Genomic DNA, 19,762 nt, shown 5'->3' on the forward strand with positions numbered 1-19,762 from the left:
AATTGCTCCTTAATAAAGAGAATGGGGATTTTTGCGAATGAAGTCCACGCCGATTTTTTGCCACATAGTGCGATAACACCAGGCGGTATAACCTAGGATAATCGGCACAAAAATGATGGCCGCCCAAGTCATGACATTCAGAGTGCCCGGGCTCGATGCGGCATCCCAAAGCGTCAGGCTGGCATTCGCGACTAAGCTGGAAGGCATGACAAACGGGAACATCGAAAAGCCGGCGGTCAGAATGATACCCGTGATCGCGATGGCGCTGCTGACAAAGGCCAGCGCGGGACGCTGAGCGCCCGCTAAAAAGGATGCCGCGAGCAATCCGACACCGGCCAAAATGGGTGCTAAAAGAGTTAAAGGATAAGCCGCATAGTTATGTAACCAAGCGCCCTCGACACGAAGCACTTCTTTCAGCATTGGATTGGACGGGCCTCCGAGATCGGGCAGATGCACGATCTGGTAACCGGGTATGGCCAGCGTTAACCACAAGCCGGCTAAGGCAAACGCAATCAAGGTGGTCAAACCCAAGGTACGTGCCAAGCTGCGCGCACGGGCTTCAACTGGGCCATGTGTGCGCATCTGTACCCAGGTCGCACCATGAAGCGCCAGCATGGAGAGGCTGACAAAACCACACAAGAGAGCAAAGGGGTTGAGCAGGGCAAAAAAACTACCCTGATAGGATGGACGCAGAAGCTCATCATATTGGAAAGGGACGCCTTGCAAAAGGTTGCCAAAGGCGATTCCGAAGACTAGGGCAGGCACCGCACCCCCAATCACCAGGCCCCAATCCCAAGCATTGCGCCAGCGTGGATCGTCCAATTTGGAGCGGTAATCAAAACCCACTGGACGGAAGAAGAGGGCAAACAGCACCAACATCATCGCCCAGTAGAGTCCTGAGAAGGCGGCTGCATAGACCAAAGGCCAGGCGGCAAATAAAGCGCCCCCTGCGGTGATGAACCAAACCTGGTTGCCATCCCAGTGTGGTGCCATGGTGTTGATCACCACACGACGTTCATCATCGTTCTTGGCTAGGAGAGGGAGGAGCGCACAGCCTCCCATATCAAAACCATCCGTGACCGCAAACCCGATGAGTAGCACACCAATCAGAATCCACCAAATCAGTTTGAGTGTTTCGTAATCAAATAACATCTTCTAATACCTCTGATGTCCTTCAAGCCGTGACCTGAGAAGGTTTGGATGATGGGGAACTCTGCTGTTCAAAGTGATAGCGACCGGTATGCAGACTGCTGGGTCCTAAGCGGATAAAGCGTTGCATCAGATACACTTCAACGATGGCGAGAAGTGTGTAGAAGAGAATAAAGAGTATTAAGCTGGTCAAGATTTCATTGGCAGTCAGAACCGATACGGCACTGAAAGTAGGCAGGATTTCACCCACCGCCCAGGGTTGGCGACCAAACTCAGCAACAAACCAACCGGCTTCCGAGGCGATCCAAGGCACAGGTAGAGTGATGAAAGCTGCTTTCATTAACCAGGGTTTATGCCAGGCCGTACGGCGTGCGGTGTAGTAGAAGCTTAAAGCAAAGATCAAGAGCATCCAGAAGCCAGAAGCGACCATGATGCGGAACGCCCAGAACATCGGGCCAACACTGGGGATGGTGTCACGTGCGGCCTGAGCAATTTGCTCATCTGTCGCATCAATAACTTGGGACGTGTAGCGTTGTAACAGCAGCCCATAACCCAAATCGACTTTCTTTTCATCAAATAGGACACGCTCGGCATCACTCGCCTCTCCGGCACGGAGTTTCTGCAGCAGATCATAGGCGACCATACCATTGCGGATACGAACTTCATGCTCAGCAATCAGGTCTTTAATGCCTTTCACCTCTTCGGTGGTCGAGCGTGTTGCGATCAAGCCTAAAACGTAAGGGATGCGCACCGCATAATCGGTGGTCATTTCTTCACTGTTGGGCAGGCCAATGAGCGTAAACGCCGCCGGTGCCGGGTGGGTTTCCCACTCCGCCTCTATTGCCGCGAGTTTGCTTTTTTGCACATCACCCAGCTCATAGCCAGATTCATCACCGAGAAGAATCACGGACAAGCATGCGGCTAATCCAAATGCGGACGCGATGGCGAAGGAGCGGCGGGCAAAGGGCAGGTCTCGGCCTTTGAGAATGTAAAAAGCGCTGATGGCCAACACAAATACCGCAGCGGTCACGTAACCGGCGGATACGGTATGCACAAATTTCACTTGAGCAACCGGATTGAGGACGAGCTCAGCAAAGCTCGTCATTTCCATACGCATGGTTTCATAGTTGAATTCGGCGCCCACTGGATGTTGCATCCAGCCGTTGGCAATCAGAATCCATAACGCAGAGAAGTTGGAGCCCAGCGCGACCAGCCAAGTCACCATCAGGTGTTTGACCTTGCTCATGCGATCCCAGCCAAAGAAGAACAGACCCACAAAGGTCGATTCTAGGAAGAAGGCCATCAAGCCTTCAATCGCGAGAGGCGCACCAAACACATCTCCGACATAGTGAGAGTAGTAAGACCAGTTCGTACCAAACTGGAACTCCATGGTTAACCCAGTGGTGACCCCCAGGGCAAAGTTAATTCCAAATAGTTTTCCCCAGAATTTGGTCATATCCTTATAGATCTGTTTGCCCGTCATCACATAGACGGACTCCATGATCGCCAGCATGAATGCCAGACCAAGGGTGAGGGGAACAAAGAGGAAGTGGTACATCGCGGTAAGCGCGAATTGTAGACGTGAGAGGTCTACGACCGCATCAGTAATCATACGAGGTCCTCTGCTAAGGCCGTTAAAAAGGAAATCGAGAGGCTCTACGCACGAAATATGCCAAATTAATGATTTTAGTTATTTCGATATTTCTTTTGGAGATATTCAGTGTTTGCGGCCTCTCCAGAGGTATATTAGAAAGATGTGGGGTCTCTTGGCGCGTGACAAATCGTCACACTTGTACAAAAATGTCATGACATATCTGACATAAATGACAAAGCATCATGAGCAAATCTTTCCCATCCGAATCCGCTATTTTTCATAAGAGCACCTCTGAAGCGTCTCAAGATAAAGCGGCTTCGAGCCCGGCTAAAGCACCCAGGCAAGCGCGAGGTGCCTCTTTCGTCGAGTTGGGGGCTTTGCTTGAAGTCATCGAGCAACCCGCTTCTATCCTCTCGTTGGACTATGAAATTTTGGCGTGTAACGCGGCCTATGCCGCGATTTATGCTGAAGGGGAGGCGATTCTTGGGCGCCGCTGCTATCAGGTGACTCACGGTTATCAAATGCCGTGCGATCAAGCAGGTGAGTCCTGTCCATTAAAACGCTGTCAGGAAACCGGGCAACGCCAGCGCGTCTTGCATCTGCATAACACTCCGCTGGGGCAGGAGCATGTGGATGTGGAAATGAACCCTGTGCGGAATGCCGCAGGTGAGTTGGTGGCTTACCTAGAAATCATGCACCTGGTCAAGGAAGCACGTGCCAGCGCCGGTGAAGGCCAGGGGTTAGTGGGGCGCTCGGCAGCATTTAACCAGATGTTGGCCTTAATTCGCCGCGCCGCGCCGGCTGAAATCAGTGTGTTATTACTGGGCGAGTCGGGGACCGGCAAGGAATTAGTCGCACGTGCGATTCATGATGCCAGTCCGCGTGCGCGTGGGCCTTTTGTTACGGTTGAATGTTCGGGATTAAGTGAATCTTTATTTGAAAGTGAACTCTTTGGCCATGAGCGCGGCGCATTTACGGGTGCGATTGGGCGCAAAAAAGGGTTGGTTGAGGCCGCCCGCGGGGGCACGTTGTTTCTGGATGAAATCGGTGAGATTCCCCTGGCACAACAAGTCAAACTGCTGCGTTTGATTGAAACCGGTACTTACCGCACGGTCGGGGGAATTGAGCCGCAGCATGCGGACTTTCGCTTGGTTTGTGCCACGCATCGCCATCTGCAGCAGCAGGTGGAGCAGGGTTTGTTTCGCCAGGATCTGTACTATCGCATCTCCGCTTTTCCCGTTTATTTACCGCGTCTGGCTGAGCGTCAAGAGGATTTGGCGTTATTGGTTGAGGCGCTGTTAAAACGTATTCCAGGTGGGGAGGGGGTAAGGATGAGTGCTGCAGCCTTGGCATGTCTTCGTCATTATGCTTTCCCTGGGAATATTCGAGAGTTGCGCAATCTTTTAGAGCGTGGGGTATTGCTGAGTGATGATGGGCTGATTCAGCCTGAGCACTTACCGGATGCTGTGCGTGAGGCGAAGTCTGGATCGAGTTTTACAGAGCAGGGGCCTGCGCTTAACGATCTCGCCCAGCTGCCGCTGATGCCTTTGGAGGAGCTGGAAAGTGCCTATCTCAACGCGCAGTTGTTATCGATGCAGGGGGATAAGCGTGCCTTGGCTGCTGCGCTGGGCATCAGTGAGCGCACGCTTTATCGTAAATTACAGCGCCCTAAAAATTAATGCATTTTGGATTAGCGAGTTTCTTGGATCTGTTGGCCTTGGTCATCGGTCCAGGTAAAGGTCAGTTGATCCTGTTGATCCAGGAAAAAACTGACAAACGGGTTGGCCGAGGTGCCGGTGTAAAACTTCACCCGCAGGAGTGTTTCACCGGCACGGCTGATCACTAAGTGATCAACCAAACTGGCCGCCAGAGTCTCGCCTGAGGCGGTTTCACGAAAGCCGGTTTCCATTGGGTGATTGATGAGGGTGCGTATTTCAGCCGGTTTGCCAGCTTGTGCTTGGCGTGGCAAGGCGATTCGTGGTTGGCTCATTCCCATCTGGGTGGTGTCTTCATCACCGCTCATCAAACAACCACTGAGCGTCACACGGACCTGGCGAGAGGCCAGCCACTGACGGCCCTGATTACTGCTGGCCAGCACATACACGTCTTGTGATTCACTTAAGCGGATACGTGATGAAAACTCGAGTTGGCTAATCGCGGCTGAGGGTTCGAAGTCAATGACTTCAGCATTGGGGTTGCCGCTGGCAAAAACACGCAGCTGTGTAATCCACTCCCCTTCGGCCAGTGGAGCATTAAACTGAACTTTCAAGGGGACGGCTGAACCATCCTCAGCCACTAAGGGCAAATTCAGGTTGAGGCCTTGGGTTTCCAGCGCATCCGCTTGCGTAATCGCTTGCTGCAGTGCCGCGAGGTTTGGCAGAGGAGGTTGAGCGAACGTCCAGGATGAAGCAAGCACAACGGTGGCTATGCAGAGAGATAAACCTAGGGGACGTAGAGAACCTTTCATTCAAACCTCACATTACAAGGGATTTCGAGCCAAGTAGTTTAGCCCTAAACGTGCACCTAAGAGAATGCCAAACAGAGCGGGGAAGCTTGTCCAGGCCAGAGTCGAGAAGCCGGTCAGTCCCTGTCCTAGGGTGCAGCCCAGAGCCAAGACCCCACCGACGCCCATACATAAACCGCCCAGCAACCCCCTCTGCATCTGTGGGACACTGCTATAGCCTTCCCAGTTCCACTCGCCACTGAGCAGTGCGCGTGTTGCACTGCCCAGCAGAATGCCTGCAACCAGGGTAATACTAAAGCTGGCCGGCATGCCTGAAGCCAGCATTAAGTACTGCAGGCTTTCACCAATCGGTGCGACAAAGGTCAAGGAGGCTAAACGTACTGGATCAAAATCATCCGCACCGATGAGACCGGTGATGGCCCAACCCAAAGCGATCAATAGGCCGATGATGATTCCACCTAACCAATCACGGGGTGATTGGCGCAGTTCGGCACTTTTTAACGCCCAAAAGCACAGCAGCGCCGAGAAAGTGAAGGTGGGGAGTAGGTGGCTTAAGCGAGTGGGAAGGCCTAGCTGGGTTAGGCTCTGAGGAAGATGAGCGCTGTTCAGTTGGATCCGAGTCAGCCCCTCTAGTTCGGCCCGCCAGGGTGCCAAGATACCGGATAGCGTCATATAGGCGCTGAGGCCCAAGATCAGTAATACCACCCAAGCACGCAGATTACCGCTGCCCGCCAGCACTAAAGAACGTGCCCCGCAGGCATTGGCTAGGCTCATCCCTACCCCAAACAAGATACCACCCAGTAAAAGCAGAGGGAAAGAGGGCGCGCGCTGCATGTACAAACTCTGGCTGAGATCGACTCCCCAGATGAGCTGTAAACTCTGTGAACAGAGGAGTGCAGTGGCCATGGCTAAGGCAAAGGCTCGTAGTTTACGACCATCCCTCTGATACCAGAAGTGCTGCAGGCCACGTAATAAACAGAAGCGGCTCCATTGTGCAAAAGCGCCGTAGGCAAAGCCTAACAGCGCTCCGAACACAAGAACCCCCTGACGATGATCGGAGAAGAGTTCCAGCATCTTGGTTTTAGCTTCCCCAGGTGTCCTGAGTGATCGCCTCATACCAGCCGACCGCATAAGCGGCTTCTGCCTGACGGATCGAAGTCGGCGCATCGCTCGCGCTCAAACCACCCGAGCCGGGAATGCTGATAATCTGACCCTCTTCTGCCTTGTAAACGCCGGCGACGGAAATGCCATAGTCTGGGTTCAGCAGGCTGTAGCAGGTATTCGCCCAGTAAGGATCGGGTGGAGTAATACCAGCCAAAGACGCCACGATGGCGGCGGCTGCCACCTTGGCTTGCGAGTTCGCAGCAAAGCCCGACTTAGGCATCGGCGCCGCCAGGGTGGCATCACCGACTACATAGATGTTTTGCACCTGGGTGGATTCAAAGGTATTGGCATTCACCGGTACCCAGCCACCCTCGTTGCTGACACCCGCACGATCGGCAATAAAGCCCGCTTTTTGTGGAGGAATGACGTTGAGAACCGAAGCTTTATAGACACTGCCAAACTCAGTCTCGACTTCCAGATTCGCAGCATCCACACGCACCACACGGCCATCATTGGATAAGCCGACCCACTCGATCATATCGCCATACAGCTCTTGCCAGGCTGAGGTGAAAAGTCCCTGTTTTGAGAAGTTATCTTTGGCATCCAAAAGTAGGATCTTGGAGTTGGGTTTATGTTGCTTAAAGTAATGCGCAATCAAGCTGGCGCGCTCATAAGGGCCAGGAGGGCAGCGGAAAGGGTCGGCTGGAATGCTCATGATAAAGGTGCCGCCATCTTCCATCGCTTCCAGTTGACGGCGCAGCAGCAAGGTCTGCTCACCGGCTTTCCAAGCATGAGGGGCTAATTCTGCTGCGGCCTGATCATAGCCTTCAATCGCGTTCCAACGCAGATCAATCCCCGGAGACAAGAGCAGGCGGTCATAGTTTAATGTCTGCCCATTTGACAGCTTAACGCTCTGATTGGCACCGTCTATATCTTCAGCCAAGGCGTGGATAACCTCAACGCCATACACTTCCTTTAATTCATTGTAGTTATGGCCGATGGAATCGAGATTACGCTCACCCGCCAGCACTAGGTTGGAGAAGGGGCAGGTGTAATAAGTGCTGTTCGGTTCAATCAAGGTCACCGAGATGGCCGGATTGCCGCGTTTAATATACTTGGCGGCGGTGGCACCCCCGAATCCGCCGCCAATCACCAAAACACGGCCCGCCTTGGCCTGAGTTGGGCTGGGAGCGCTTAGGTTTGCCGTCGCTGAGCTGTCTTTGGAATCGCAGGCGGACACGACCGGAATTAAGGACGCTAAACCTAAGCCTTTGAGCAGGCGGCGACGTGATACTGAAAAATCTTTAGTCGAATTTGACATGATCAAATGCCTCTCAATCCTGGCCAATATGGGCAAAATACTCTGCGAGCGCTTTCAGTTCTTCATCACTGAAACCCTTAGCAATACGATTCATCACGGTGGTGTTGGGCTGCTGATCCTGTTTAAACGCCAGCAGTTGAGCTTCTAAAACACCCGCTGGACGGTTTGCAATCGCTGGAATCGCACCGGCAAGCTTGCCATCGGTGCCGTGACAGTTCGCGCAGCTACTGGCCATGAGCGCGACTTGAGTAGAGGGGTGGCTGGCGGTTGGAGCAGATTCGGCCCAAACACTAGAGCTGCCCGCCCAGGCGGTCAGCAGAAGAAATGCTGTAAACCCATAGTTTTTCATCTTGATAATCACCGAGTTTAGAGAGGATGTGTGAGTTCAATCCTATAATGGAAAGCGACCATAGCATGGGTTGAATCCGGGCAAAAGGAATCAAATATTAAGTTTTTATAATTAAAAGTTCTATATAGAGCGGGGCTAAGTGAGCGAAAATAGCCGCCTTTCAATGCTTGATCTTTAAATGTCCCAGAGTGGGTAAAGAGGGTTTGATCTATGCGGCATTATGTTGTGCTTTTCGGGATCACCACCGCCATGTTGTTATCCGGCTGTAATGCAGCGGGCGTGCAGCCGAGTGCGACGAGTCCAGATCCGCACTCCTCAGAAGGGCGTGCTGAGATTGCTGCGGCGCTCACGGCGGAGACGGGCAGCCAGCCGCCACTGGCGGTCACCCAGGGAGATATGTCTCAGAGTTTACAAACCCAGTTGGATCAAATCAGTGGCCGTATCACCTTGCTGCAGGAGCAGATGATTCAGGTGCGTTCGCTATCTCAGCAGGTGTTGGATCAAAGTCAGCTGCAGGCCAGCCGTCTGCAGCAATTCCATGCGTCTGGGCCGTCTGCCGCCGGTTTTGCCGAGGTCGATACCCAGTATTTGGAACAGGCGGTTGCGGAAATAGACGGTGCTATCGCGCAACTTCTAGCGGCGATGAGCATGCAAAATCCTGATCAGGCCGTGATGGCGCCCTACCGCATTAGTACAGCCTATACCCGAAATGGCTGGATCTTAATTCGCTATCACGCCGAAACCGGTGAAACCTGGTTGGCGGATAAAAATGTCTGGCAGCCCTTGCGTGACCCCAGCAGTTTACGTGCTTCACAGTATGAAGTGCAGGTTCAGCGGGCAGACGGCGATCGTAAAGGTTTTGTCGCGGTGCGCATCGATCGCCGCGATGGCCGCAGCTGGTGGTTAAATGATGAAACCTGGCAGGCACTGGACTGATACATGGTGGAGCATGATTACCGCGATCTGATGCAGCTGTTTGAGCGTTGCTTCTACGCAGACTACAACACACGCTTGTGTAAAGGTGGGGATGAGCCTATCTATCTCCCAGCCGACAGCAAACGCCCTTATCATGCAATCTATTTCGCGCATGGTTTTTACAGCAGTGCCTTACATGAGATTGCCCATTGGTTAATCGCCGGTCCGCAACGGCGTTTACTGGAGGATTTTGGTTATTGGTATACCCCAGATGGCCGTAGCGCAACGCAGCAGGCCTTGTTTGAGCAGGTGGAAGTGAAACCTCAGGCAACCGAGTGGATTTTGGCGGATGCGGCGGGTTTTCGTTTTCGAGTGAGTGCAGATAACCTCAACGGTGAAGTCACGGATAATTCAGCCTTTAAGCATGCGGTGTATCAACAGGTTAAAACCTACCTTAACCAAGGTTTGCCTGAGCGTACAGGTCGATTGCGAGAAGCGCTCTGTGCTTTTTATCATCAGCCCTTGGCGCTAGACCTGCAACGTTTTGATCCCGACAGGATTTGAGTCGGATGCCTGATCTCAACGCCGAACTTGTTTCAACCTGGGCCACTCCTTGGCAACCCTATCCACTCGAGGAAGCGGATAGACTGCCGGCCAACTGGCAAGTGTGGCAGGCCAAGGGGCTGAATCCGAACAACAGTGACCCTCCGCAAACCTGGCATTATCTGTGTGTCCAGGTGCAGCCACCTAAACAAGGAAAAAGCCAGGCCGCGAGTTGGTATCTCTACGCGCTGGCTGAACCTCTCGCTCAAGTGTATGTGCTCGGTGTATTTGATTGCCCTGAACAGATGCAGTTATTTCTCAATTGGCATGCTGAAAAGGTGCTGAAGGTGCCAGCTCTACAACCCGACACCCCTTGTTGGCCACCCTGGTGTGGTGAGGCGGGCGCACAACAACTGCTACCCTATGCTGGGACCTATCGTGTCGGTTTTAAATCCTATCGAGTCGAACCGGTAGAGGGGCAGCCGCAGCCGCAGCTGCGCAGTCTAACCTTTATGGATCGCTATTTTATCCAAGCGCTGGGCGAGGCCCCTGAAAAAGAGGCCTGCTTGTTGCTCTTTAGCCATTTTGATGCACGTTTGCGTGGCTGCAAGATGTGTTAAACCTGGTGCTCCTGGGATTAATGCTTGTGATGGCCGTGTGGCATCATGCCAGACATCACGGATTTCACCGGCAATGCGATCTCGATGTTCGAATCATCTGAAAAACGCAGTTGTAAAGAGGTCATCTCCCCCTCAGTCAGAGCTTTATTCAGGCCGATGAGCATGACATGTAAACCACCGGGCCGCAGTTCTGCTTGCCCTTGCGCTGGGATGATAATCTGATCGATCTGGCGCATCTGCATGACCCCCTCAACCTCTAGATGCGTATGCAGCTCGGTCACCGCCGAGACTTCTGCCTGAGCGGCGACGAGAGAAATATCCTGATCACTGGTGTTGATGAGGCGCATAAACGCCGCGGTGTTGGCTTGAGTGGGTGGCACGGCACGCACATATGCCTCTTCAATCTCGATCGGGCTTTGTGCAAGAAGCGTGCTGGAGGCGAGCAGGCTCAGACCGGCTAACATTCGAGAAAAACGCATCATAGGCTCCTAGTCGTTGAGTAGTTCTTGAATACGGCGCAATAACAGATCGGGGCTGCTGCTATGCGACAGACTGCCGACCAGTTCCCCCTTAGGGTTAATCAGATACAAACGCGATGAATGATCTACGGCATACTCCATGGCGGAATCACGCATCTCAACACGGCGGTAGAAGGCGCCATATTGCTGAACCACCTGATCGAGTGTGGCCTTGTCCGCCGTTAAACCGATTAAGCTGGGGTGAAAAAAGCGGGCGTAGTCGCGCAGATGCTCAAGGCTATCGCGTTCGGGATCCACGCTGATAAACAGCCCTTGAACCCGAGCCGCGTCCTCTTCAGGAAGTTGCTTGAGCGCTTGGCCGAGAATGGCTAAGGAAAGCGGGCAAACATCCGGGCAGTAGGTATAGCCGATATAGAGCACCACCGCTTGACCACGAAAGTCGCGTAAGGAGACTGGGCCTTCCGCTGAGTTGAGCGTGAAATCCCCGCCTTGAGTACTCAGCGGTGCGCTTGAGTTTGGCTCAGTCTGTTGGCGGATAAACACCAGGGTCGCGACTAACGCCAAGATGCAGGTGATCAGTAAAATACGAATAGGTGTCATCCAATCCGACCTCGGATAAAGGCTAATGAAAACTCGCTAGGCCAAGGGTGGCTCATGGCTGTGAAGGCTGCGCCTGGAGACAAGAGCCAGGCTTAGCGGGCATCAAACTCAAAAGCACTGCGATACATCTGGCCCTCGGCTGAGAAAATCACTTGAGCACGCCAGGTCATCTCACCCGTGGTACAGACCGCCAGTTCTGTTTGTCCGCTCCAGAGGTGCGTGGATGCGGCATCGGCCGACGACACAGACTGCAGCAGGGTCTGATTTAAGCCCATGTACATCTCAACACCCTGTAGATCCAGTTGTACCCAGTCGGCTTCAACACCCTGCAACTCAAGATGGATATCCAGAGGCTGCAGTGACACTAAAGGGCGTGGTGTCATGCTTAGGCTGAGTTGGATCTGTCCGCGCTCGGCTGAGCACACCCCTTGGTGAAGATCACAGGGCCAGGCGGTGAGCCAGAGGTGCGTGGCATCGTCTGAGTCTTGTAGAAAGCGCGGTAGCTGCCACAGCAGCAACAGGCCAAGTAGCAAAACCAGAATCAGTAAAACACGATTAATCCAAGAAACTGACGGTGTGCGCTTATTCATAGCCTGGGCAGTCTAAAGAAAAGCAAGAGAAAAGACGATGCGACCAAATGTCGCACCGCCTGCGGGATACGTGATTAGAGGCCGAGTAGATTGGCCACGTAATCCGCATCCTTATCGCCACGGCCCGAGATATTGACCAGAATGCGTGTTTCGGGGCTGAGTTTGGGTGCGTTACGAATAGCCCAAGCCACGGCGTGAGAGCTTTCCAGCGCGGGGATGATGCCTTCGACACGCGAGAGGGTCATGAACGCATCCAGACACTCCTGATCGGTGGCTGTTTCATACTGCGCTCGGCCGAGATCTTTCAGGTAGCAGTGTTGTGGGCCGACACCCGGATAGTCCAATCCCGAAGCAATGGAGTGCACAGGCATAGGTTCGCCATCTTCGGTTTCGAGAACGTAGCACTTCATGCCATGCAAGCTGCTCGGTTTACCTAAAGTCATGGTGGCTGAGTGTAGGCCGGTGTCCAGTCCCTTCCCGCCGGGCTCCACTCCAATCAGTTGGACCGCCTCATCTTCCAGGAAGGCCGTAAAAAGCCCAATCGCATTACATCCTCCGCCGACACAAGCCACCAGATAGTCCGGTAAAGCATTAAAACGGCTGAGGAACTGTTCACGCGCTTCTGCACCGATGATCGATTGGAAGTCACGTACCATTTTCGGGAAAGGATGCGGCCCGACCACTGAGCCTATGGCATAAATGAAGTTTTGTGGATCTTTGAGATATTCCTCAAAAGCGCTGTCGACCGCATCTTTTAACGTCGCGGTGCCGCGTGTCACAGGAATCAAATCACAACCGAGAATTTTCATCTTCACAACATTGGGGTGTTCCTTCTCGATATCCACCTGACCCATATGGATCTCACACGGAATACCGACCAGGGCACAGGCTGTTGCCAGTGCTACACCATGTTGGCCTGCACCGGTTTCAGCAATCACTTTGGTTTTGCCCATATATTTGGCTAACAGTGCTTCACCTAAACAGTGGTTAATCTTGTGAGCACCGGTGTGATTTAAATCTTCGCGCTTCAAGAAGATCTGTGCACCGCCGAGTTTGTTGCTCAGGCGACGGGCGTGGAAAATCGGGCTAGGGCGGCCAATATAATCGGCAAACAGGGTTTTTAGCTCTTGCTGAAATTCTGGGGTCTGGCGAATCTCTTCATACGCGCGATCGATATCGTTCATCACGGCTTGCAGTTCAGGTGGAATAATCTGACCACCGTATTCACCAAAATAGCCTTGGGCATCGGGCATTGCACTGAAATTATATTTGCTCATAGATACTCTCGGGTGAAATTTGCTTGGCATCTTCTTGATATCCTTGTCGGATCAAGCCAAGACGTATTTTATGCAGTTGTGTTTCAGCATCTTGAAGTGAAGGCAGGACGCAGTGCATGAATTCACTTTCATCACTCTGGCTATCGCCCCAAGTCTGCGTCAGAATCCAGTCCCCGACCAGATCTTGGTAGACACTGACAGTAAAATAGCGAGATTGTTTTTGCCAGCGTAAAAGCACGAGAACTCTTCTGTGATCAACCGGTCATCATGACCCGGGCCGTTAAGTCGGTCTATAATGGCGCGAAATTGAGCCTGAAAACGGCGTTTTTGTAAAGTCCTGGAGGCGCGTTTGCTCACCCCACCCCTAAAGATATTGGCTGATGAAAACCTTCCCGGCTTGCAATCTTTGTTCGCGGAATTAGGCGAACTGGTGACAGCCCCCGGTCGTCACCTCGGCGCCGCAGATCTTCACGGTGTAGATGTGTTATTGGTGCGCTCGGTGACACAGGTGCGGGCAGAACTCTTACAGGGATCATCTGTGCGTTTTGTCGGTACCGCGACGATTGGTACCGATCATGTTGATCAAGCGTATCTGGCAGAGCAGGGGATCGCGTTTCACAGTGCGCCGGGCTGTAATGCTGAAGCCGTGGTCGATTATACGCTGAACTGTCTGTGGCAATGGTGCCAGGCAACGGGGCGTGATTTGGCCCAGCAAAGGGTGGGTATTCTGGGAGTAGGGAATGTGGGCTCACGCCTAGCGCAACGTTTGCAAGCACTGGGTTGTGAGCTGGGTTTGTGTGATCCACCGCGACAGCGCCGTGAGGGCGGAGATTGGCAGAGTTTGGCGGAAATTCTGCGTGAGAGTGATATCGTGTGCCTGCATACGCCTTTGACACGTGAGGGGGAGGATGCCACTTGGCATCTATTCGATGAAGCCACTTTGTTGCAGTTACGCCCCGGTGCTTGTGTATTGAATGCGGGACGCGGGGCTGTGATCAGTGCCGAAGCGATGGTAAAGGTCGCCACGGCACGTCCAGATTTAAGCTGGATTTTAGATGTCTGGGAGCAGGAGCCGCAGATCGATCCTCAGCTTCTTAGCCATGCGTTTATTGCCACGCCTCATATTGCCGGTTATAGCCTTGAGGGCAAGGTGCGTGGCAGCTGGATGCTGGCTCAGGCGTTGTATGCCTGGTTGGGTTTGCCTTTTAATCAGCCTTTGTCGTCGCTCTTACCCGAGCCTGCGGTAGCGGCGGTGCATCTGAATGCAGACGCTGATCCGAGTTTGCCGATGCGCTTGATCTATGATCCTTTCCAGGATGATCGTGCGCTGCGTGCTTTATTTACGCGTTCACCCGAGGAGCGCGCACTGGGCTTTGATCGCTTGCGCCGTGAGTACCCAGTGCGGCGTGAATTTTCCAGCCTCACACTTAGCTGTGCGACCAATCAGTTGCCCCGATTGCACGCGTTGGGTTTTAGCCAGGCCGTAAGTTCAGCGGTGAAACGAGTCGATGTCTAATTTACTCTCCTTATCCAACCCCGTTTTTCAGTCGGAGTCTTTAGGACTGATGCAGTTGCGCCCGAGTCCGGGGGATGCGCTACGGGTGGAAACCCAGTTGCCGAAAATGCGTTTGAATTTACGCCTGATCGGGATGCTCGAAGGTGAAGCCGTGTTGGTGACAGCACCTGCGCGCCATATCACTCCCCTCACCGAAGGTTCGCCTTTACAGGTTCGGATGTTGATGGGGAATCGTTTATGCCATTTCAGCAGCCGCCTACAACGTGTGCAAACGCAGCCTTTTGGACATTGGATTTTGAGCTGGCCTGACAAAATCGAGCTGAGTCCTCTGCGTGCGCATAGCCGTGTGCCCGTCAATCTGGCGGTGCGCATTGAGCGTGAAGAGCTGGAAGGGATGAGTCAGATGGCCTGGTGTAGTGATTTGAGCTTGCAGGGGGCTGCGATTGATGCCGGGCATCCTCTAGCGCGTCCGGGAGAGCGTTTATTTATCACCGCGCGTATCAGTGTGGCCGGTATTGATCACATGCTTTTGTTGCCGGCACGCGTCAAGAATCTGGTGACTTTAGAGCAGCAGAGTCCGCGTCTGTTTCGTCATGGCGTTGAATTCTTTGATCTGGAAGAGGAGATTCGCTTGGTCCTCGCTGGGTTTGTCTATCAGCAATGGTTGATAGAGACCGGATACCTGGACGCCAGTGAAAAGGTGTAAGGCGGTTGCGCCTGTGCTAGGCTTTCGCCTTTCAATTTAGTAATCAATAATGGAAATCTGTATGAGTGAAGTAACGCTGGAAACGGTTGAAGCGCGTGCGAGTTATGGCATTGGCCGTCAAATGGGAGATCAACTGGCACGTAATGGCTTTGACGATGTTGAATTGTCTGCGGTCATCCAAGGCCTGACCGATGCCTTCCAGGGTGAAGCGTTGAAAGTTCCTGCGGAACAGATTCAGGACGCCTTCTCTGAAATCAGCCGTCGTATGAAAGAAGCACAAGAAGCTCAGTTTGCAGCGATGAAAGAGGAAGGACAGCAGTTCCTGATCGATAACGCCACACGTGAGGAAGTGGTGGTGTTGGATTCAGGTTTGCAGTATGAAGTTCTGGAAACCGGTGATGAGCAGGCTGAAAAAGCGACCGCTCAGTCCAGCGTGCGGACCCACTATCATGGTACTTTCATCAATGGTCAGGTGTTCGACAGCTCGTATCAGCGTGGTCAGCCGGCTGAATTCCCCGTTTCCGGTGTTATTCGTGGCTGGACGGAAGCTTTGCAGCTGATGAATCCAGGTGCTAAATGGCGTTTGTACATTCCTTATCACCTGGCGTATGGTGAGCAGGGCTCTCCAGGTGGCATTCCGCCTTGTGCAACGCTGGTATTTGATGTTGAGTTATTGGAAGTTCTGTAAGCATTCTGAACGCAGACGCTTAGCATTTAGACACAAAAAAACCTGCTTAAGCAGGTTTTTTTGTGCGCTGCAGCAAGTGATTACTTGCCGAAGCTCTGCATTTCAGCCATCACTGTCTTGCCAGACTCAGAAGCCAAAGCAGTGAAGGCTTCGCCCTGTGCTTTCAGCAGGTTGTACAGGCTAGTGTTAGCTTCTACGTTGAACTTGATGATGTCTTCTGGAGTCTTCAGGCTTTTCGCTTTTTCAGCTTCAGCTTTGAAGAAGTTTACCAACTCTTCGCCAGACTTCTTCTGCAGTTCAACGGTTTTGTTCAGCGTTTCAGTCTGCAGAGCGATCAGGCTTTTGATGGTTTCAACTGGCTTCTGGAAATCAACGGTGCTAGTCATGGTGTGTCTCCTCGCATTTAGGATTCTTTGTGGTGCTTTGTTGCACTGCACAATGATTCTAATTATAGGGAGAGTGATGCGTGTGTCAACACCATTTTTGTGCATTGCACAAAATATTCACAAAATATTTTAATCCCCCATTTCGCCATTCCAAACTAGCTTGCCACATTGGCTTAAATCATAACCTTCAAGTTGTTCGGCGGTTTGCCGCCCCTCACTGCTCTGTAGCCATTCGAAGATCTGTTGCAACAGGGTGCGGAAATAGACCGAGCGTGGGATCACCAGCTCAAAGGCTTCCTGATAAACCGGCACAAAGGTTAAGCCTGCTTGTACGGCAGCCGCCTGGGTGCCAGGGCCGATATCTGCTTGCTGACGACAGATCGCTGCCGCGACTTCGGTTTCTGTGAGGGCGCGTACACTCGGGGTCATGCGTTCGTAACTGAGGCGCTGTTGTTGTAACCATTCTTTTAAAAATCGCTGGGATCCGGCACCCTCCTGACGGACCACCCAGCGTTTTGATAAGAGTTGCTCCGGCTCACTGAGCAGGGTGTCAGAATCATCTGCACGCATCATCAAACCCTGCTGGCGCTTAAATAGATGCACCAGTACCCAATGGCGTGCTCCTGAATATTGGCGAATCAGAGCAGGGTGGCGTAATAGACTTTCTTCGGCTTTGCCCCAGTGCACAGCACAGGCATCAATTAAACCCTGGGCCAGTAAGCTCAAACCTGCTTGTGTACCTGTGGGCATATAACTGTACAGGGCTTGGTGTTTGTGTTGCTGCATGAGGCGCAAGAGGCAGGCATGCAGAAGCGGATCATCACTGCCTGAAATCAGTAAGCGATCACTCAACACGCCATGATGGCTGGATTCCAGTAACCATTGATCCACTAGCTTGCGTGGGAATAACCACTTGCCCGTGACTTTGGTAGCGGGAAGATGCCCCTCACTGGCGAGTTGGTATACTTTTTTTTCATTCAGATGCAGGTAGACCGCCACATCTTTCACCGTCAGGTAAGGGGAATCAGTCATGTCTGTGCTCCTTTTTAGCTGAAACCTCAAGGCGTTGAGGCTTGGCATCCAGCAGGAGGCGTTCCTGACCACTGTAGACGAGAAAATGCTTGCCTTTGGCACGTGCCAGCATCAGCAAGCCAAGGCGTTGGGCTAATTCCAGCCCCATCTGGGTCGCACCGGAGCGAGAGATCAACACACTGATCTGCATCTGTGCCGCTTTGATGACCATTTCAGAGGTTAGGCGTCCGGTGGTGTAGAAAATCAGATCCTGCTCTGGCAGATCATCCAACCAAAGCCGGCCGGCTAGGGTATCCACCGCATTGTGGCGGCCAATATCTTCACAAAAGGCCAGGACCTCGCCATTCGCCTGACACAGCGCACAACCATGCACAGCACCGGCTTGTCGATAGGTAGCGTTGCGTTGACTCAGTTGATCGAGCAGATGGTAAATCTCGGATTGTTTGAGTGGCCAGGGGGCGAGCTGTAACTGCTGCAGTCGCTCCATTTGATTACCAAACACGGTACCTTGCCCACAACCGGTGGTAACGGTGCGCTGGCTGAGGCGCTCATCCAGATCCACCTGCAGGGGTTGAGTGACCACGGCGGCGGCGGCCACCTCCCAATCGACCTGAATGGCAATCACCTCTTCTAGTGCATGGATCCAGCCTTGATTACGCAGATAACCTAGCACCAAAGCTTCAGGATCTTCACCGAGAGTCATCAGCGTGAGGATCTCACGCTTATTCAGATAAATCGTTAAGGGGCGTTCGCAGGCCAGAGATTGGGTACGCCATTCACCCTGTTCATCCATTACTTGCGTTTGCAGGGTGAGGGGGGCCTGGGCTTGGCTCAAGACTGGGCGGTACTTAGAAGGGGGAGGAGGGGTGGCATCCAGCATGGTAAGCACTCCAATAAAAAATTCTAGCTTGAATAAGACACTCAGCGCGCACCGGCAGTGAGCCTATGTTGGTCAAGCTTTTCAACTTACGGAGCAACAAGTGTACCAGTTACCAAGAGGCGTGTTCTCGGCGTTGATAGGCCCGTGCCGCTAAAAAACAGGGACAAAATGACTCACCTGACGTTGGGGTTGGGATGAAATGACTCGCCTAAATCTGTCAGGATTAAGAAAGTTTTGGCTAGGCTGCATGAGCCAACCCAGTGGCCGCCAACTTTTGGACGCTTTTCGCTGGCTCAGAGGCTTTTGCGCATAGAGATTGCATAGACTCTGTAAAATCAGGTTGCATCCTCAGAGCGCCTGAGTCGGTCTGGCAAGGGGAGAGAGGGAGTATGTCGAATTCAGTCTTGGCTAAGCCGCAAGAGCCGAGCCTTGATCTTTGGCCTTTGTGGTTACGTTTGCACAAGCATGAAACACGGTCGCGTGGCTGGCCTTCAATCAGCTGGAGTGTGGCGGAACTCAGCATTCAGCCCTTGCCAGCGGAAGAGGCAGTCTGTCTGTGGTTACAGCTCTGGCGTGATGAGCGTATGGCCTATCGTTTTAATTTGAGTGCGGAAAATCCACGTTTATTTGTAGTCTGTGAAGAGGTGGCACCGGGGCAGATGTGTGCGCGTAAACTGACCGTCTGCCAGGATGTAGCGGCAGATTATATGGACGCCAATCAACCTGTTTTAAGTATCCCTTTGCCAGCACCGATCGCGGCGTGGATGGAGCGCTTTATGGCGCATCACGGTGAGGTTGAAGATCCGAAAGCCGGACGTCGGCGTTTGCGCACGCAAGCCACTCGCGCCTCTGCGGCCACAGGAAATCGAGCCGATGACTGAAAGCTTTTTGCAGCGCTGGTCAAGGCGCAAACAGGCCGTCAAAGAATCGGAAGTCTTGGAAAAGCCTCTGCTGCCAGTTGAGGTGAGTAGCGAATCGTTTGCGTCTGAGTCCAGCCTGCCTGCAAGTGGTTTAGAAACAAGCGGCTTGGATGAATCGGCTTTAGATGAAACCACTGTTCAGGAAGAGGAAGCAGTCTCCCGCGTGCTCACGGATGCCGATATGCCAGATCTAGACAGCTTGCATGCACGCAGTGATGTCTCCATGTTTTTCTCATCCGGCGTCTCGGCGGAGTTGCGGCGTCAGGCGCTGCGCAGACTGTTTCATCAACCGGAATTTAACGTGCGTGATCCGCTGGATGACTATGCTCTGGATTATTCTCAGCCACAAAAATTGGTCGGCGCAGCCGATCAACTCCGACGCTGGGCGAGTGGACAGATGCAGGAGGCGATGGATCAAGCGCGTGCTTCTGTGCAAGAAAGCTGCACTGAGATGCTTGAGGACGCCTCGGGTTCATCTGCCAAAGCGCCGAATCAAACCTCTGCTCCCAACTCTCCACAAGCGTCTGAGGAGCCATCCGTTGCGCTTGATTCGGCGGCAGATGAAAGCCCCAAGGAGGTTGGGCAAGCAGCGGAGAGCGATCGGCCTTCTGAGACAAAATGAATCAGCA

23 protein-coding genes are annotated in these 19,762 nt (G+C 53.0%); 9 read left to right on the top strand and 14 right to left on the bottom strand.

What is annotated here, in order from left to right; genetic code table 11:
* Nucleotides 1-9: 9 nt before the first annotated feature.
* Both cydB and E1H14_RS06400 read right to left on the bottom strand, forming a co-directional pair.
* Nucleotides 10-1,152, bottom strand: coding sequence for a cytochrome d ubiquinol oxidase subunit II (gene cydB, locus E1H14_RS06395; protein ID WP_149390625.1), 1,143 nt, complete (start codon nucleotides 1,150-1,152; stop codon nucleotides 10-12).
* A 22-nt stretch (nucleotides 1,153-1,174) separates the two neighbouring features.
* Nucleotides 1,175-2,761 (bottom strand): cytochrome ubiquinol oxidase subunit I, encoded by a 1,587-nt coding sequence (locus tag E1H14_RS06400; RefSeq protein ID WP_149390626.1) that lies wholly within the window; start codon nucleotides 2,759-2,761, stop codon nucleotides 1,175-1,177.
* A 224-nt stretch (nucleotides 2,762-2,985) separates the two neighbouring features.
* Between E1H14_RS06400 and E1H14_RS06405 the strand changes: the two genes are divergently transcribed.
* Nucleotides 2,986-4,422, top strand: coding sequence for a sigma-54 interaction domain-containing protein (locus E1H14_RS06405; protein ID WP_149390627.1), 1,437 nt, complete (start codon nucleotides 2,986-2,988; stop codon nucleotides 4,420-4,422).
* 11 nt (nucleotides 4,423-4,433) lie between these two features.
* Here E1H14_RS06405 and E1H14_RS06410 read toward each other — a convergent pair whose 3' ends face one another.
* Genes E1H14_RS06410 through E1H14_RS06425 form a run of 4 tightly spaced genes read right to left on the bottom strand, consistent with a single transcriptional unit; the run spans nucleotide 4,434 to nucleotide 7,981 of the window.
* The gene (locus tag E1H14_RS06410; RefSeq protein ID WP_149390628.1) at nucleotides 4,434-5,210 is read right to left on the bottom strand and encodes a thiosulfate oxidation carrier protein SoxY; all 777 of its coding nucleotides are present in this window, start codon (nucleotides 5,208-5,210) and stop codon (nucleotides 4,434-4,436) included.
* A gap of 12 nt (nucleotides 5,211-5,222) precedes the next feature.
* Nucleotides 5,223-6,281 carry a YeeE/YedE family protein gene (locus E1H14_RS06415; RefSeq protein WP_149390629.1) on the bottom strand — a complete coding sequence of 353 codons (1,059 nt, stop codon included), beginning with the start codon at nucleotides 6,279-6,281 and terminating at the stop codon, nucleotides 5,223-5,225.
* 7 nt (nucleotides 6,282-6,288) lie between these two features.
* Nucleotides 6,289-7,632 carry an NAD(P)/FAD-dependent oxidoreductase gene (locus E1H14_RS06420; protein ID WP_149390630.1) on the bottom strand — a complete coding sequence of 448 codons (1,344 nt, stop codon included), beginning with the start codon at nucleotides 7,630-7,632 and terminating at the stop codon, nucleotides 6,289-6,291.
* Nucleotides 7,633-7,645: 13 nt separating this feature from the next.
* The gene (locus E1H14_RS06425) at nucleotides 7,646-7,981 is read right to left on the bottom strand and encodes a c-type cytochrome (protein WP_149390631.1); all 336 of its coding nucleotides are present in this window, start codon (nucleotides 7,979-7,981) and stop codon (nucleotides 7,646-7,648) included.
* 210 nt (nucleotides 7,982-8,191) lie between these two features.
* On the opposite strand from E1H14_RS06425, the gene E1H14_RS06430 reads away from it, so the two are divergent.
* The 3 genes from E1H14_RS06430 to E1H14_RS06440 are packed head-to-tail and all read left to right on the top strand — an operon-like array spanning nucleotide 8,192 to nucleotide 10,059.
* The gene (locus E1H14_RS06430; protein WP_149390632.1) at nucleotides 8,192-8,917 is read left to right on the top strand and encodes a hypothetical protein; all 726 of its coding nucleotides are present in this window, start codon (nucleotides 8,192-8,194) and stop codon (nucleotides 8,915-8,917) included.
* Nucleotides 8,918-8,920: 3 nt separating this feature from the next.
* Complete coding sequence (locus tag E1H14_RS06435; RefSeq protein ID WP_200834050.1) at nucleotides 8,921-9,460, top strand: elongation factor P hydroxylase; 540 nt, start codon at nucleotides 8,921-8,923, stop codon at nucleotides 9,458-9,460.
* 5 nt (nucleotides 9,461-9,465) lie between these two features.
* A complete protein-coding gene (locus tag E1H14_RS06440; RefSeq protein WP_149390633.1) occupies nucleotides 9,466-10,059 on the top strand; it encodes a hypothetical protein in 594 nt (197 codons plus the stop codon).
* A 17-nt stretch (nucleotides 10,060-10,076) separates the two neighbouring features.
* Here E1H14_RS06440 and E1H14_RS06445 read toward each other — a convergent pair whose 3' ends face one another.
* From E1H14_RS06445 to E1H14_RS06465, 5 genes are all read right to left on the bottom strand, one after another.
* Entirely contained in the window at nucleotides 10,077-10,538 is a 462-nt protein-coding gene (locus E1H14_RS06445; RefSeq protein ID WP_235017404.1) for a copper chaperone PCu(A)C, read from the bottom strand.
* Between the two features lie 9 nt (nucleotides 10,539-10,547).
* On the bottom strand, nucleotides 10,548-11,138 hold the full coding sequence (locus E1H14_RS06450; RefSeq protein WP_149390635.1) for an SCO family protein: 591 nt from the start codon (nucleotides 11,136-11,138) through the stop codon (nucleotides 10,548-10,550).
* 92 nt (nucleotides 11,139-11,230) lie between these two features.
* Entirely contained in the window at nucleotides 11,231-11,728 is a 498-nt protein-coding gene (locus E1H14_RS06455) for a hypothetical protein (protein ID WP_149390636.1), read from the bottom strand.
* Between the two features lie 74 nt (nucleotides 11,729-11,802).
* Nucleotides 11,803-13,005: a tryptophan synthase subunit beta gene (gene trpB, locus E1H14_RS06460; protein WP_149390637.1), complete on the bottom strand. Its 1,203-nt coding sequence runs from the start codon at nucleotides 13,003-13,005 to the stop codon at nucleotides 11,803-11,805.
* Nucleotides 12,992-13,243 carry a hypothetical protein gene (locus E1H14_RS06465; RefSeq protein WP_149390638.1) on the bottom strand — a complete coding sequence of 84 codons (252 nt, stop codon included), beginning with the start codon at nucleotides 13,241-13,243 and terminating at the stop codon, nucleotides 12,992-12,994. Before E1H14_RS06465 ends, trpB begins: the two co-directional genes overlap by 14 nt.
* Before the next feature lie 111 nt (nucleotides 13,244-13,354).
* Between E1H14_RS06465 and pdxB the strand changes: the two genes are divergently transcribed.
* The 3 genes from pdxB to E1H14_RS06480 all read left to right on the top strand — a co-directional run bounded on the left by pdxB (nucleotide 13,355) and on the right by E1H14_RS06480 (nucleotide 15,915).
* Nucleotides 13,355-14,521: a 4-phosphoerythronate dehydrogenase PdxB gene (gene pdxB, locus E1H14_RS06470; RefSeq protein ID WP_160142032.1), complete on the top strand. Its 1,167-nt coding sequence runs from the start codon at nucleotides 13,355-13,357 to the stop codon at nucleotides 14,519-14,521.
* Entirely contained in the window at nucleotides 14,514-15,227 is a 714-nt protein-coding gene (locus tag E1H14_RS06475; RefSeq protein ID WP_149390640.1) for a flagellar brake protein, read from the top strand. The genes pdxB and E1H14_RS06475 overlap by 8 nt, the downstream gene beginning before the upstream one ends.
* A 61-nt stretch (nucleotides 15,228-15,288) precedes the next feature.
* Nucleotides 15,289-15,915 carry an FKBP-type peptidyl-prolyl cis-trans isomerase gene (locus E1H14_RS06480; protein ID WP_149390641.1) on the top strand — a complete coding sequence of 209 codons (627 nt, stop codon included), beginning with the start codon at nucleotides 15,289-15,291 and terminating at the stop codon, nucleotides 15,913-15,915.
* 80 nt (nucleotides 15,916-15,995) lie between these two features.
* On the opposite strand, the gene E1H14_RS06485 is transcribed toward E1H14_RS06480, so the two are convergent.
* From E1H14_RS06485 to E1H14_RS06495, 3 genes are all read right to left on the bottom strand, one after another.
* Nucleotides 15,996-16,301 (bottom strand): hypothetical protein, encoded by a 306-nt coding sequence (locus tag E1H14_RS06485; protein ID WP_149390642.1) that lies wholly within the window; start codon nucleotides 16,299-16,301, stop codon nucleotides 15,996-15,998.
* Nucleotides 16,302-16,430: 129 nt separating this feature from the next.
* Nucleotides 16,431-17,333, bottom strand: coding sequence for a helix-turn-helix transcriptional regulator (locus E1H14_RS06490; protein WP_149390643.1), 903 nt, complete (start codon nucleotides 17,331-17,333; stop codon nucleotides 16,431-16,433).
* Nucleotides 17,326-18,213, bottom strand: coding sequence for a formate dehydrogenase accessory sulfurtransferase FdhD (locus E1H14_RS06495; RefSeq protein ID WP_149390644.1), 888 nt, complete (start codon nucleotides 18,211-18,213; stop codon nucleotides 17,326-17,328). Before E1H14_RS06495 ends, E1H14_RS06490 begins: the two co-directional genes overlap by 8 nt.
* Before the next feature lie 389 nt (nucleotides 18,214-18,602).
* Here E1H14_RS06495 and E1H14_RS06500 point away from each other — a divergent pair, with 389 nt between their 5' ends.
* Together E1H14_RS06500 and E1H14_RS06505 are read left to right on the top strand one after the other, a co-directional pair.
* Nucleotides 18,603-19,094 (top strand): DUF3305 domain-containing protein, encoded by a 492-nt coding sequence (locus E1H14_RS06500; protein WP_149390645.1) that lies wholly within the window; start codon nucleotides 18,603-18,605, stop codon nucleotides 19,092-19,094.
* Nucleotides 19,087-19,755 carry a DUF3306 domain-containing protein gene (locus tag E1H14_RS06505; RefSeq protein WP_149390646.1) on the top strand — a complete coding sequence of 223 codons (669 nt, stop codon included), beginning with the start codon at nucleotides 19,087-19,089 and terminating at the stop codon, nucleotides 19,753-19,755. Before E1H14_RS06500 ends, E1H14_RS06505 begins: the two co-directional genes overlap by 8 nt.
* Nucleotides 19,756-19,762: the final 7 nt, after the last annotated feature.

Source organism: Nitrincola tapanii, from assembly GCF_008368715.1.
GTDB lineage: Bacteria > Pseudomonadota > Gammaproteobacteria > Pseudomonadales > Balneatricaceae > Nitrincola > Nitrincola tapanii.